The 13,918-nt window shown below is 68.6% G+C and carries 11 protein-coding genes; all 11 read right to left on the reverse strand.

Annotated features, from left to right (window positions below; all coding sequences use genetic code 11):
* Positions 1 to 94 precede the first annotated feature (94 nt).
* Positions 95 to 1,576: a glutamate synthase subunit beta gene (locus ABV606_RS11835; protein ID WP_353987850.1), complete on the reverse strand. Its 1,482-nt coding sequence runs from the start codon at positions 1,574 to 1,576 to the stop codon at positions 95 to 97.
* Entirely contained in the window at positions 1,569 to 6,101 is a 4,533-nt protein-coding gene (gene gltB, locus ABV606_RS11840; RefSeq protein WP_353988838.1) for a glutamate synthase large subunit, read from the reverse strand. The genes ABV606_RS11835 and gltB overlap by 8 nt, the downstream gene beginning before the upstream one ends.
* Positions 6,102 to 6,451: 350 nt before the next feature.
* Entirely contained in the window at positions 6,452 to 7,435 is a 984-nt protein-coding gene (gene lgt / locus ABV606_RS11845; protein WP_281487856.1) for a prolipoprotein diacylglyceryl transferase, read from the reverse strand.
* A 63-nt stretch (positions 7,436 to 7,498) separates the two neighbouring features.
* Entirely contained in the window at positions 7,499 to 8,281 is a 783-nt protein-coding gene (gene trpA, locus ABV606_RS11850) for a tryptophan synthase subunit alpha (protein ID WP_281487855.1), read from the reverse strand.
* Positions 8,278 to 9,534 carry a tryptophan synthase subunit beta gene (gene trpB / locus ABV606_RS11855; RefSeq protein WP_353987851.1) on the reverse strand — a complete coding sequence of 419 codons (1,257 nt, stop codon included), beginning with the start codon at positions 9,532 to 9,534 and terminating at the stop codon, positions 8,278 to 8,280. Before trpB ends, trpA begins: the two co-directional genes overlap by 4 nt.
* Positions 9,534 to 10,307: an indole-3-glycerol phosphate synthase TrpC gene (gene trpC, locus ABV606_RS11860; protein WP_281487853.1), complete on the reverse strand. Its 774-nt coding sequence runs from the start codon at positions 10,305 to 10,307 to the stop codon at positions 9,534 to 9,536. Before trpC ends, trpB begins: the two co-directional genes overlap by 1 nt.
* A 1-nt stretch (position 10,308) precedes the next feature.
* Positions 10,309 to 10,539, reverse strand: coding sequence for a DUF6704 family protein (locus tag ABV606_RS11865; protein ID WP_281487852.1), 231 nt, complete (start codon positions 10,537 to 10,539; stop codon positions 10,309 to 10,311).
* A 39-nt stretch (positions 10,540 to 10,578) separates the two neighbouring features.
* Positions 10,579 to 11,166 carry a Trp biosynthesis-associated membrane protein gene (locus ABV606_RS11870; protein WP_353987852.1) on the reverse strand — a complete coding sequence of 196 codons (588 nt, stop codon included), beginning with the start codon at positions 11,164 to 11,166 and terminating at the stop codon, positions 10,579 to 10,581.
* Between the two features lie 44 nt (positions 11,167 to 11,210).
* Positions 11,211 to 12,734, reverse strand: a complete 1,524-nt coding sequence (locus tag ABV606_RS11875; RefSeq protein WP_353987853.1) for an anthranilate synthase component I — start codon at positions 12,732 to 12,734, stop codon at positions 11,211 to 11,213.
* 2 nt (positions 12,735 to 12,736) lie between these two features.
* A complete protein-coding gene (hisI, locus tag ABV606_RS11880; protein WP_353987854.1) occupies positions 12,737 to 13,138 on the reverse strand; it encodes a phosphoribosyl-AMP cyclohydrolase in 402 nt (133 codons plus the stop codon).
* Positions 13,135 to 13,896: an imidazole glycerol phosphate synthase subunit HisF gene (gene hisF / locus ABV606_RS11885; RefSeq protein ID WP_353988839.1), complete on the reverse strand. Its 762-nt coding sequence runs from the start codon at positions 13,894 to 13,896 to the stop codon at positions 13,135 to 13,137. Before hisF ends, hisI begins: the two co-directional genes overlap by 4 nt.
* Positions 13,897 to 13,918 lie beyond the last annotated feature (22 nt).

Genomic DNA, 13,918 nt, shown 5'->3' on the forward strand with positions numbered 1-13,918 from the left:
GGCGCCGCCGTCGATGGCGAGCGTGTCGTCTCTCACGCTAGCCATCTCGACCGGATGCCGCAGCACGACCTACCGGCCCACGTCGAATATCAGCCTAGGCATCCAGCGCGATAGGGCGGTCATCCGGTCGCACGGGCGACGGCAGGGTGGTAGAGCCCTCCAGGTGCCGGTCGATCGCGGCTGCAGCCGCTCGGCCCTCAGCGATCGCCCACACGATCAACGACTGGCCCCGACCGGCATCGCCCGCGACGAACACCCCTGGCTCGGCGGTCTGGTACTCCGCGCCGCGAGCGAGGTTTCCACGTGCATCCGCCGCGAGTTGCCACTCACTGTCGATCGTGCCGCGTTCGGGACCGGTGAAGCCAAGGGCGAGCAGCACGAGATCGGCCGGGATCTCGCGCTCAGTACCGGGTTTGGGCACGCGCCGGCCATCGACGTACTCGGTCTCGGCGACCTTGACCGCTCGCACCTGGCCCGCCGCATCGCCGAGGAACTCGACGGTCGAGGCCAGGAAGACCCGCTCGCCGCCCTCCTCATGAGCCGATTGCACTTCGAACAGCGTCGGCGACATGGGCCAGGGCTGATCCGCTGAACGCTCCTCCGGGGGCCTGCGCCCGATGGCGAGCGTCGTGACGCTGATAGCCCCCTGTCGGTGGGCGGTGCCGATGCAGTCGGCGCCGGTGTCTCCCCCTCCGAGCACGACGACATGCTTGCCCGCCGCAGTGATCGCAGGTCCCTCCGCCGGCCGCCCGTCGCGGACGGCATCGGCGTTGGCCCGGTTCTGGCCGACGAGGTACTCCATCGCGACATGCACGCCGCCGAGGTCGCGCCCGGGGACCGCGAGCTCGCGAGGCACGGTCGCACCGGTGGCGATCAGCACTGCGTCATAGCGCCGGCGCAGTTCGCTCCACGAGATGTCGACGCCGATCTCCACGCCCGGCCGGAATCTCGTGCCCTCCGCCTCGAGCTGGGCGAGTCTCGCGTCGAGATGGTGCTTCTCGAACTTGAACTCAGGGATGCCGTAGCGCAGCAGTCCCCCGATGCGGTCGTCGCGCTCGAACACTACGACGGTGTGACCGGCCCGGGTGAGCTGCTGGGCCGCCGCGAGACCCGCGGGCCCGGACCCGACGATGGCGACCGTGTTCCCGGTCAGCCGGTCAGGCGGCTGCGGGGCCACCCAACCGCGGTCCCACGCCTCATCGATGATGGACACTTCGACCTGCTTGATGGTGACGGCTGGTTGGTTGATGCCGAGCACGCACGCGGACTCGCACGGCGCCGGGCACAGCCTTCCCGTGAACTCGGGGAAGTTGTTCGTCTTGTGCAGGCGCTCGCTCGCCTCGCGCGCGTCGCCGCGCCACATGAGGTCGTTCCACTCCGGGATGAGGTTGCCAAGCGGACAGCCCTGGTGGCAGAACGGCACTCCGCAGTCCATGCAGCGCCCCGCCTGACGTCGCAACTGGGACGGATCGCCCTGTTCGTACACCTCGCGCCAGTCCATGAGCCGCACGGGCACGGGGCGCCGAGCGGGAAGCTCACGCTCGGGCGTGTTCAGAAACCCTCGTGGATCAGCCACGGGTCACCTCCAGAATCCGTTCCCAGGTATCCGCGCCGTCGGGATCGATTCCCCGCTCGAGGGCGGCTCGGCGGACCGAGACGACCGCCGCCCAATCGCGAGGCACCACCTTGGTGAGCCGCGCGAGCGCCTCATCGAAGTCGGCCAGCATCCGCCCCGCCACCGGTGATGCCGTCTCGTTCGCGTGCTGGTGCAGCAGCTCGCGCACGGTTGCAGCGTCAGACTCGTCGAGCGGTGCGAGGCCGAGCTCCCCGGAGGTCAGCATCTCCCGGTTCACCGCGTCCCGTCGCAAGTCGGCGATGTACGCGATCCCGCCCGACATGCCGGCGGCGAGGTTCCTGCCGGTGGGCCCGAGGATGAGCGCTGTGCCCCCGGTCATGTACTCCAGCGCATGATCGCCGACACCCTCCACGACGGCGGTCGCGCCGGAGTTGCGCACAAGGAACCGCTCGCCGACCGTGCCTCGGATGAAGAGGCTGCCGCTCGTGGCTCCGTAGCCGATCACATTCCCCGCGATGACGTTGTGCTCGGCCGCGAAGCGCGCCCTCGGGTCGGGCCGCAACGCGATCCGACCCCCTGACAGCCCCTTGCCCACGTAGTCGTTCGCCTCGCCCTCCAGCCGCAGGGTGATGCCCCCCGGTAAGAATGCGCCGAGCGACTGGCCTGCGGATCCGCTGAGCCGGATGTCGATGGTGCCCTCGGGCAGGCCGCGCTCCCCCCGGGCCGCGGTGACAGCATGGCCGAGCATCGTTCCGACTGCGCGGTCGGTGTTCGCGACGGGCAGGTCGAGCGAGAGCGGCTCGTTGTGCTCCAGAGCGGCGGATGCGGCGGCGATGAGACGCGCGTCGAAATGCTCGTCCAGCCCGTGCTGCTGCTCCCGCATCCGGCGTCTCGGCGAACCGGCCGCGTCCACGGGAAGATGCAGCACCGGCGCGAGATCCAGCCCGGAAGCCTTCCAATGCCGCACCGCTCGGTCGACATCGAGCAGATCGGCCCTGCCGACCGCTTCATCGATCGATCGGAGGCCGAGCGCTGCGAGGTGCTCGCGCACTTCCTGCGCGATGAACTCGAAGAAGTTGACGACGAACTCCGGTTTTCCCGTGAAGCGCTCGCGCAGCGCGGGGTTCTGCGTCGCGACGCCGACGGGACAGGTGTCCAGGTGGCAGACCCGCATCATGATGCAACCCGTCACGACGAGCGGTGCGGTGGCGAAGCCGAACTCCTCCGCGCCCAGCAACGCGCCGATCACGACATCCCTGCCGGTCTTCAGCTGCCCATCGACCTGGACGGTCACTCGATCGCGAAGCCCGTTGAGCATGAGGGTCTGCTGCGTCTCGGCAAGCCCGAGCTCCCACGGGGTGCCCGCATGCTTCAGCGAGTTGAGCGGGCTCGCCCCGGTGCCCCCGTCGTGGCCGGATACGAGGACCACATCGGTCAACGCCTTGGCGACCCCGCTGGCGACGGCTCCGATCCCGGACTGGCTCACCAGCTTCGTGTGGATGCGAGCATTCGGGTTGGCGCGCTTGAGATCGAAGATCAGCTGCTTCAGGTCTTCGATCGAGTAGATGTCATGGTGCGGCGGTGGGGAGATGAGACCCACCCCGGCGGTCGCGTGCCGGGTGCGCGCGACCCATGGGTACACCTTGCCCGGGGGAAGTTGGCCGCCCTCCCCCGGCTTCGCGCCCTGTGCGAGCTTGATCTGGATGTCGTCGGCGTGAGTGAGATACATGCTCGTCACGCCGAAGCGCGCCGAGGCGACCTGCTTGATAGCGCTGCGGCGCTCCGGGTCGAGGAGCCGTTCGACATCCTCGCCGCCTTCGCCGGTGTTCGACTTGGCACCGAGCCGGTTCATGGCGATGGCAAGCGTCGTGTGCGCCTCCTCCGAGATCGAGCCGTAGCTCATCGCGCCCGTGGAGAAGCGCCGAACGATCGACTCGACCGACTCGACTTCTTCGATCGGGATCGGATGCTGCGCTTGCTTCAGCCGGAACAACCCGCGCAGTGTCATCAGGTGCTCGGACTGCTCGTCGACGCGGCGCGTGTACTGCTTGAAGATGTCGTAGCGGCGGGTGCGGGTCGAGTGCTGCAGCCGGAACACCGTCTCAGGGTTGAACAGGTGCAACTCGCCGTCTCGGCGCCACTGGTACTCGCCGCCGGTCGCAAGGCGCTCGTGAGCGTTCGCCGCGGGATGCTCAGGATAGGCAGAGCTGTGACGGCGCAGGTTCTCTTCGGCGATCACATCGAGTCCGACTCCGTCGAGACGGCTCACGGTGCCCGTGAAGTAGCGATCGACGAGGTCTTGGCTGAGCCCGATCGCCTCGAAGGTCTGGGCCCCCGAGTACGAGCTCACGACAGAGATGCCCATCTTCGACATGATCTTCATCACGCCCTTGCCGAGCGCGGTGATGACGTTGCGCACCGCTTCGTCGACCGTGATGTCGCTGATGACCCCGCGACGCACCAGGTCTTCGCAGGTCTCCATCGCCAGGTACGGGTTCACCGCAGACGCCCCGTAGCCGATGAGGAGTGCCACATGGTGCACCTCGCGCACATCCCCCGCTTCGGCGATGAGGCCCACGGTGAGGCGGCGGCCGGTGCGGACGAGGTGATTGTGCACGGCCGACACCATGAGCAGAGACGGGATGGGCGCGAGATCCTTGTTGGAGTCGCGATCCGAGAGCACGAGGAACTCGGCACCCTCCTCGAGCGCCTCGTCGACTTCGCGGCACATCTCCTCGAGACGCCGTTCCATGGCATCGATTCCGGCATCGAAGCGGTAGAGGCCCCGGATGGTTCGGGTCACCCGGTTGTTGGGCCGTGGGTCGATGTGCTGGATCTTCGCGAGTTCGTCGTTGTCGATCACGGGGAAATCGAGGATCACCTGGCGCGTGTGCTTCGGCCCCGCGCTCAGCAGATTTCGTTCGGGACCGATGCTCACGCTCATCGAGGTCACCACGGCTTCACGGATCGAGTCGAGCGGCGGGTTCGTGACCTGTGCGAAGCTCTGCGTGAAATAGTCGAAGAGCAGTCGCGGCCGTTGCGACAGCACCGCGATCGGTGTGTCCGATCCCATGGCCCCGATCGGCTCGGCTCCATCGCGCGCCATCGGCGCGAGCAGCATCCGCACCTCCTCCTCGGTGTAGCCGAAGGTGCGTTGACGTCGCGTCACCGACGCAGTGGTGTGCACGATGTGCTCGCGCTCCGGCAGGTCTTGCAGGCGGATGCGCCCCGCGTCGAGCCATTCGCTCCACGGCGCGGATGCCGCGAGCTGCGCCTTGATCTCCTCGTCCTCGAGGATGCGGCCGGCCTCGGTGTCGACGAGGAACATGCGCCCTGGTTGCAGTCGTCCCTTGCGCACGATCGTCGCGGGATCGATGTCGAGCACACCGGCCTCGCTCGCCAGCACGACGAGCCCGTCATCGGTCACGAGGAAGCGACCGGGGCGAAGACCGTTGCGATCGAGCGTCGCGCCCACCAGCGCTCCGTCGGTGAAGGTCAGCGCTGCCGGCCCATCCCACGGCTCGATGAGCATGGAGTGGAACTCGTAGAACGCGCGCTGCGCTGGTGGGAGCGCCGTCTGGTTCTCCCACGCCTCGGGCACCATCATCAGCATGGCGTGCGGCAGGCTGCGACCGGAAAGAGTCAGCAGTTCGAGCACCTCGTCGAATGACGCCGAGTCGCTACCGCCCTCAGTCACGATCGGCAGCAACGACTCGAGATCGCCGAGGAGGTCTGAGGCGAGTTGCGACTGTCGCGCACGCATCCAGTTGCGATTGCCCTGCACCGTGTTGATCTCACCGTTGTGGGCCATCATGCGCAGCGGCTGCGCCAGCGGCCACGACGGGAAGGTGTTCGTCGAGTAGCGCGAGTGCACGATCGCGAGCCTGGATTCGAACCGCTCGTCGCTCAGGTCAGGGTAGAACGGCTCCAACTGGAGCGTCGTCACCATGCCCTTGTAGGTGATCGTGCGGCTGCTGAGCGATGCGAAGTACGCGCCAAGTTCGTGCTCGGCACGCTTGCGGAGCCGGTACACGAGCCGGTCCAGCTCGAGTCCGGCTGGGGCGGGCCCTGCATGGCCTGAGGCGCAGACGAAGAGCTGCTCGAATGAGGGCATGGCCGCACGCGCGAGCTCCCCGAGCACCCCGGGCTTCACCGGGACCGCTCGCCACCCGAGCAGCTCGAGGTGCTCTTCCTCGGCGATTCGTGCGATCCCGGCTTTGACCACGGCGCGCTCTGCGCGGTCGGCGGGGAGGAAGCCGATCCCGACGGCGTAGTGGCCTCGCGGGGGCAGCGGAAACGCCGTCTGAGTCCGCAGGAACTCATCGGGCACCTGCGTCAGGATGCCGGCGCCATCACCCGTGCCGGCGTCTGACCCCACTGCGCCGCGGTGCTCGAGGTGCCGGAGCGCGTCGAGCGCGAGCCGCACGATGTCGTGGCCGGCATGCCCGCGCAGCGTGGCGACCATCGCGAGGCCGCAGGCGTCGCGTTCGAAGCGTGGATCGTAGAGGCCCTGTGCCTCGGGCATGTCGCGCGCACCGGGTGCGGCGCTGCGGTGTTGGGGGCGGCGTTCCGTGCGGCCGTATGGCGTCGGCGGAGTGGACTGGGACATGGTGTCGTCCTCAGGGGTCGGTGGTGCGCCGCCGTCCCGAGGCTCTGAGCGGCCAGGGCCGGCGGAAAGTCGCACCATCGGCGATCCGGATCGCGCCCGAATGGGTGAACGTCGGCGCGACGTGCGATCCGGTGGTCCGTCGTCGAACAGCGGTCGTCGAAGAGTCGACGCCGATGCGTGCGCGCCCGGTTGCTGAGAACCGAGCGTTCGCGTGGCGACGGATGCTGATGCGTGGCGCTCCGGTCATGACCGGAGCGGGCGGGGCGCTACGCCTTGGGTGCGGACCCGCCCGAAGCGGAGGAGTCGACCAGTTCGGCGGGTGCGGCATCCGCGGTCGCCGTGAAGTCTTCCTCGCTGTAGACGTCAGCGTTCGCCTCGGCTGAAGGAGGCAGCCACACGCGACCGGGCACGTAGGGGCCGGGCTCGAAGCCGGGGTGGCGGCGACCCTGCACCCACATGATGACGATGCCGAGCACGATGGCGGCGAAGGCGGCCCACACGTTGACCCGGATGCCGAGGATGACCTCACTGGGGTCGATGCGGATCGACTCGAACCATGCGCGACCGAGGCCGTACACGATCAGGTACAGACCGAGCACGCGGCCCCACTGCAGTCGGTACTTGCGCTCGAGGAAGAGGATCAGGGCGACTCCGGCGAGGTTCCAGAGCACCTCGTAGAGGAATGTGGGGTGGAACAGCGTGCCCGCCGGGAGTCCCACCGGAAAGGCGGGATTGGTCGACTCGATCTCGAGCCCCCAGGGGAGGTCGGTCGGCACGCCGAAGAGCTCGTGGTTGAACCAGTTGCCGAAGCGCCCGAACGCCTGCGCGAGCAGGATGCCGGGAGCCACCGCATCCGCGAAGGTCCAGAAGCGGATGCCGGTCATGCGGCAGCCGATCCAGGCGCCGATCGCACCGCCGATCAGCGAGCCGAAGATCGCGATGCCGCCCTCCCAGATGAAGAACGCAGACCACGGGTTCTGCCCGTTGAAGTAGTCGTCCGGGTGGGTGAGCACGTGGTACGCGCGCGCTCCGATGATGCCGAGCGGCACGGCGAAGAGCGCGATGTCGAGCACCACGCCGGGCTCCGCGCCGCGCTTGGTGAGGCGCCGGCTGGTCATCACCGTCGCGACGATGATGCCCGCGAGGATGCACAACGCGTAGGTGTGGATGTTGAACTGCAGCCCGAAGAGGTCGAAGCTGAAGACCCGCCAAGCCTCATCCGGGCTCGGGATGCTCAGTGGTGCGATCACGCTTCGGTCGCCTTTCGGTCAGTTCGTGCGGGTGGCGGCCGAAACCGCTCGCAGGATTGGAGTCTACTTGCCGTCGGCCAGTGCTCGCGCCGTGCGGGCGAGGCCCGCTACACCGTCGTCGGCGAGCGACTTCACCAGCGCTGTGCCGACGATGGCGCCGTCGGCGTACTCGAGCACTTGGCTGACCTGGTCGGCGTTCGATACGCCGATTCCGACACACGTGCGCTCGGCCCCTGCGTCGCGAAGCCGCGAGACCAGTCCGCGAGCCGCAGCGTCGAGATCTTGACGGAGTCCGGTGATGCCCATCGTCGACACCGCGTAGACGAAGCCGCGCGTCGCTTGCGCGATCTCGCGCAGCCGCTCATCCGTCGACGTAGGGGCCGCCAGGAACACTCGGTCGAGGCCGGTGCGGTCGCTCGTGGCGATCCAGTCGGCGGCCGAGTCAGGCGTGATGTCGGGAGTGATCAGGCCGCAGCCGCCGGCATCCGCGAGAGCATCGGCGAAGCGATCCACGCCGAACTGCACAACCGGATTCCAGTAGGTCATGACCAGTACGGGCACGTCGACGCGTGACCGCACCGCCTCGACCGCGGTGAAGAGGTCACGAAGACGGAATCCGTTCGCAAGCGCCTTCTGCGTCGCCTGCTGAATCACGAGACCGTCCATGACCGGATCGGAGTACGGCACGCCGAGCTCGATCGCGTCGACCCCATTCTCAGCAAGAGCCACAGCCGCGTCGATGCCCGTCTGGAGGTCCGGGAAGCCTGCGGGCAGATAGCCCACGAGCGAGCCCTCGCCGCGCGCGATGCGCTCGTCGAGCACCTCGCCCACTGATCGCGCTTTCACGCCTGCACCGCTCCTTCGTCGAAGAGGTCGAACCAGCGCCCGGCGGTCGCCACATCCTTGTCGCCGCGGCCGCTGAGGTTCACGAGAACGATGCCCTCGGGCCCGAGCTCGCGCGCCAGGTCGAGTGCGCCCGCGAGGGCGTGCGCCGATTCGATCGCGGGGATGATGCCCTCGGTACGGCTGAGCAGGCGGAGCGCGTCCATCGCCTGGGTGTCGGTGATCGGCCGGTACTCCGCCCGGTGGATGTCGGCGAGCCAGGAGTGCTCGGGGCCGACACCCGGGTAGTCGAGACCCGCGGAGATCGAGTGCGACTCCTGAGTCTGGCCGTCTTCGTCTTGTAGCAGATAGCTGCGCGCGCCGTGCAGGATGCCGGGCCGGCCCTTGCCGATCGCTGCCGCATGCCGGGGAGTGTCCACGCCATCGCCGGCCGCTTCGAACCCGTACAGCTTCACGTCGGCGTCGTCGAGGAACGCGTGGAAGATGCCGATCGCGTTCGAGCCGCCGCCGACGCAGGCTGCAACGGCATCCGGGAGTCGTCCGGTGCGATCGAGCACCTGCTGCCGCGCCTCCTCGCCGATGATCTTCTGGAAGTCGCGCACCATGACGGGGAATGGATGCGGGCCCGCCGCAGTGCCGAAGACGTAGTTCGTCGTCTCGACCGTCGTGACCCACTCGCGGTAGGCCTCATTGATCGCGTCTTTGAGGGTGCGGGAGCCGGTCTTGACCGACACGACCTCTGCGCCGAGCAGCCGCATCCGGGCCACATTGAGCGCCTGGCGCTGAGTGTCCACCTCGCCCATGTAGATGGTGCATTCCAGGCCGAACAGCGCGGCAGCGGTCGCGGTCGCGACACCGTGCTGCCCGGCGCCAGTCTCGGCGATGACGCGGGTCTTGCCGAGGCGCTTCGTGAGCAGGGCCTGGCCGAGCACATTGTTGATCTTGTGCGACCCGGTGTGGTTGAGGTCCTCGCGCTTGAGGATGATGCGCGCACCGCCGGCGTGCGCCGCGAAGCGCGGCACCTCCGTGATGATCGATGGCCGGCCCGTGTACTCGCGGTGCAGAGTTGCGAGCTCGTTCTGGAAGACCGGGTCGTTCTTGGCCTCTTCGTACGCTGCTGCGATCTCATCGACAGCGGCGATGAGCGCCTCGGGCATGTAGCGCCCGCCGTACTCGCCGAAGTAGGGGCCGCGCTGGTCGCGCAGGTGGGTCTGGTGCTGCTGGGTCTCGCGCTGTTGGGACTCGTGCTCTGCCATCAGACCGCCAGGAATTCTTGCAGTCGCGCGACCGGGTCTCCCCCGGTGACGAGTGCCTCGCCGACCAGCACTGCGTCAGCGCCGGCGGCCCGGTAGTGCGCTACATCGGATGCCGAGAGCACCGCCGACTCGGCAATCTTCACGACGCCGGCCGGGTACCTGTCGACCAAGCGACCGAAGAGGTCGCGGTCGAGCTCGAACGTGCTGAGGTTGCGGGCGTTGACGCCGACGAGCTTGGCCTCGAGTGCGAGGGCTCGGTCGAGCTCCTCCGCTGAGTGGGCCTCGACGAGCGCTGCCATGCCGAGGTCGGTGATGAGTCGGTACAGCGATCGCAGTGTCGCGTCATCGAGCGCAGCCACGATGAGCAGCACGATGTCGGCACCGGCGGCGCGTGCCTCGAGCACCTGGTACGGGTCGGCGATGAAGTCCTTGCGCAGCACGGGCACAGAGACGCGATCTCGCACTGACTCGAGGTCGCCGAGCGAGCCGCCGAACTTGCGGCCCTCGGTGAGCACGCTGATGGCGCTTGCGCCACCCCGCTCGTAGTCGGCCGCCAGCGCTGCCGGATCGGCGATGGTCGCGAGCGCACCCCGTGAGGGCGAGGCGCGCTTGACCTCGGCGATGATCTTCACCCGCTCGGCGGGCGCAAGAGCGGCGACGGCATCCAGTGCCGGAGTGCGTGCGAGGGCTGCGCGCTCGACCTCTTCGAGCGAGCGCACGCTGCGGCGGCCGGCGGCGTCTTCGACGGCACCGGCGACAAGCTCTGACAGCACTCTAGGAATGCACCTTCGGCTGGTACTTGTCGCCGTTCACGCCGTACCCGGCCTTCGCGAGCACCCAGCCCACGATCAAGCCGACCACGAGGAGCGCGGCGGAGGCCCACACGAGCCAGGACATGTCGAACCAGAAGGCGAACGTGCCGATGATGAAGGCGGCCAGCATGATCACCACGGCCGTCCAGGCGGCGGGTGAGTTGCCGTGGCCGGGGTCATTCGCTGCAGACACAGTGCTCCTTGGGTCGTCGTCTACGGGGGCCGCTTCAGTCTATCGCGCAGTCGGGTCGTCGCCGCCGCTGAGCGCGTCCCAGTCGCCGATGGCATCACGGGGAGGCTCCGCGCCGCCGTCACGCCGTGCTCTCGCGCCCTGGTCGTCGGCGCGTTCGAAGCGCTGGCCCGAGCGGGGCCACTTGCGTGCGGTGGCGAGCACGAACGCGCCGTGCAACACGCACAGGCCGCCACCGATGATGGCGATGACGGGCCAGGCGGTCCACGCGACGTCGCCCAGCAGCGCGGCGACCGATTCGGATCCAGTGACCCCGGTGAGCTTGGTTACGGCAGGCGCGGCCGTTGTCGCGGCGCTCGAGAGAGCGAACGCGGTCGATGCGATGACCGTGACTCCGATTAGCGCCTGCAGCACCGCCAGCACGACCCGGAACACGACCCCCGCAAGGGTCAGTGCGGCGGCAAGCGCGAGGGCGGCGAGCCCCAGCGCGGCGAGTGCGGGTGCGGCATCCGATCCGGTGAGCTCAACGGTCGCACCGGTGGTGAGGTCGACGTTCGCCCACGGCTGGGTCCATGCAAGCAGCAGCAGGCCCGCGATCGCGAGACCGCCGACGATCGCGATGAGCCTCATGCGTCTCGCCGTCGACGGCGGCCGAGCGGCGGCACTGTCGCTCATCAGCGCACCCGGCGCATCGCGTTCGCGATGGCGACCGCACGGAGGGGCGCGGCGGCCTTGTTCTGAGTCTCGATGTGCTCGGTCAGCGGATCCGACTCGGCCACGAGTCCGGCGCCGGCCTGCACCCGCGCCACCCCGTCGGCGATCATCATGGTGCGGATGGCGATCGCGACATCCGCATCGCCCGCGAAGTCGAAGTATCCGACGACGCCTCCGTAGGGCCCGCGCTGCGCGACTTCGAGCTCATCGATGATCTGCAGCGCGCGCGGCTTCGGAGCGCCCGAGAGCGTGCCTGCGGGGAAGGTGGCGCGGAAGGCATCGATGGCGTTCTGGCCGTCGCGGAGGTCGCCTTCGACCGACGATACGAGGTGCATGATGTGGCTGAAGCGCTCGATCTGCATGAACTCGGTGACCTCGACCGTGCCGGCCTTGCAGACCTTCGACAGGTCGTTTCGAGCCAGGTCGACGAGCATAAGGTGCTCGGCTCGCTCCTTCTCGTCGTGCAGCAGCTCCTCTGCGAGAGCGACGTCGTGCTCAGGCGTGTCGCCGCGCGGACGAGAGCCCGCGATCGGATGCGTGAACGCGCGTGACTCCACCACCTTCACGAGGGCCTCGGGCGACGAGCCCACGATCGAGTACGGGTCGCCGTCGACGGTTTCGAGCGCGAGCAGGTACATGTAGGGGCTCGGGTTCAGCACGCGCAGCACGCGATAGACATCGAGTGGATCGGCATGCGCCTCGTGGTCGAAGCGCTGCGAGATGACGACCTGGAACACGTCGCCGTCTCGGATGTGCTCCTTCGAGCGCACGACGGCCGCCTGGAAGTCCTCCGGCGAGATGCGCGGGTGCGGCGATGGCGACGCCGCCATATCGACCTCGCCGAGCCAGGTCTCGGTCGGCTTGGCCAGGCCCTGCTGCAGCCGGTCGAGGTCGGCCTGCGCGTCGGCCCACAGTCGCTCTTCGTCGTGGGTGCCGTCGCCGAGCACGCTCACGATGAGCAGCACGCTCCCGGTGCGGTGATCGAGCACGATGAGCTCCTTGACGAAGCTCATGGCCTGGTCGGGTGCGTCGAAGTCGGCCGGAGGCGCGTCGGGCAGCCGCTCGAGTTGACGGACCGCATTCCACCCGATGAAGCCGACGAGTCCGCCGGTGAGCGGCGGGTGGCCCGGCTCGCGGGGCGTCGCCCAGCGCTCGTGCAGCGCCGACAGTGCGTCGAGCGGCGCCGTGGGCGCGTCCGTGCCGAGCGCGCGTTCCGCCGCGAGCCCGTAGTCCATCCAGCGAGCAGTGCCATCGTGCTCGGTCAGCACACCGAAGCTCGAGACTCCGACGAAGCTGTAGCGAGACCAGATTCCGCCCTGCGCGGCCGATTCGAGCAGGAAGCTGCCCGGGCGATCCTGCCCGAGCTTGCGGTACACCCCAACAGGGGTCTCCCCGTCGGCGAAGAGCTCGCGGATCACTGGCACCACGCGGTGCCCCGCTTCGAGACGCCGCGCGAAGTCATCGCGTGTGGTGGTGCCGAGCACGGTCAGGCTCCTTCCCCGCCAAGTGCTGGCGTGAGTGGGTCGACGTCGAAGCAGGCGTGGGCGCCGGTGTGGCAGGCGGCGCCCACCTGGTGCACTCGCACGAGCAGCGTGTCGCCATCGCAGTCGAGCGCGGCGGCGCGCACGTACTGCGCGTGGCCCGAGGTGTCGCCTTTGCGCCAGTACTCCTGGCGGGAGCGGCTCCAGAAGGTGACGCGGCCCTCGGTGAGCGTGCGGCGCATCGCCTCGGCATCCATCCAGCCGAGCATGAGCACCTGCTCGGTGCCCTCTTCCTGGATGATGGCGGGCAGCAGGCCTCGTTCGTCGAAGCGGGCTCGAGCGACAGCGGCTTCGGCGTCAGTACTGGGCCGACGCCCTTGCTCGTCATCGTGCGGTTCGCTGTTCATCGCACCGAGACCCCCTCGTCGCGCAGCGCCTGCTTCACCTGGCCGACGGTGAGCTCGGCATTGTGGAAGACGGATGCCGCGAGCACCGCGTCGGCGCCGGCCTTCACGGCCGGAGCGAAGTGCTCGAGCCTGCCGGCGCCGCCTGAGGCGATCACCGGCACGCGGCTGAGCTCGCGCATGGCCGAGACGAGCTCGAGGTCGAACCCCTCTTTGGTGCCGTCAGCATCGATCGAGTTGACCAGCAACTCGCCTGCGCCGCGATCGATCGCCTCGCGCGCCCACGCGAGCGCATCGAGATCGGTCTCCCGGCGTCCGCCGTGCGTCGTCACCACGAATCCCGACTCGGTGCGCAGGCTGCGCTTCACATCGAGCGAGAGCACGAGCACCTGCGACCCGAACCTGTCGGCGATCTCGCTGAGCAGCTCGTGCCGGGCGATCGCGGCGCTGTTCACGCCGATCTTGTCTGCGCCACTCGCGAGCAGCCGGGCGACATCCTCAGTGCTGCGCACTCCCCCGCCGACCGTGAGCGGGATGAAGACCTGCTCGGCGGTGAGCCGAACCATGTCGTAGGTGGTCGCGCGGTTCTCGACGGTCGCGGTGACGTCGAGGAAGGTGATCTCGTCTGCGCCCTGCTCGTAGTACTTGCGCGCGAGCTCGATCGGATCGCCGGCGTCGCGCAGGTTGAGGAAGTTGACGCCCTTCACGACCCGGCCGTCTGCGACATCCAGGCATGGAATGACCCGCGTCGCGACGTCCATCGAACGCTCGCTCGCAGGTGCC

The sequence above is a fragment of the Ruicaihuangia caeni genome (genome assembly GCF_040536845.1).
GTDB lineage: Bacteria > Actinomycetota > Actinomycetes > Actinomycetales > Microbacteriaceae > Ruicaihuangia > Ruicaihuangia caeni.

Coding starts and splice junctions, on each gene's coding strand:
- hisF (WP_353988839.1), bottom strand. CDS start 13,896: ATGGACGTCGCGACGCGGGTCATTCCATGCCTGGATGTCGCAGACGGC.
- gltB (WP_353988838.1), bottom strand. CDS start 6,101: ATGCCCGAGGCACAGGGCCTCTACGATCCACGCTTCGAACGCGACGCC.
- trpB (WP_353987851.1), bottom strand. CDS start 9,534: ATGGCAGAGCACGAGTCCCAACAGCGCGAGACCCAGCAGCACCAGACC.
- hisI (WP_353987854.1), bottom strand. CDS start 13,138: ATGAACAGCGAACCGCACGATGACGAGCAAGGGCGTCGGCCCAGTACT.
- ABV606_RS11870 (WP_353987852.1), bottom strand. CDS start 11,166: ATGAGGCTCATCGCGATCGTCGGCGGTCTCGCGATCGCGGGCCTGCTG.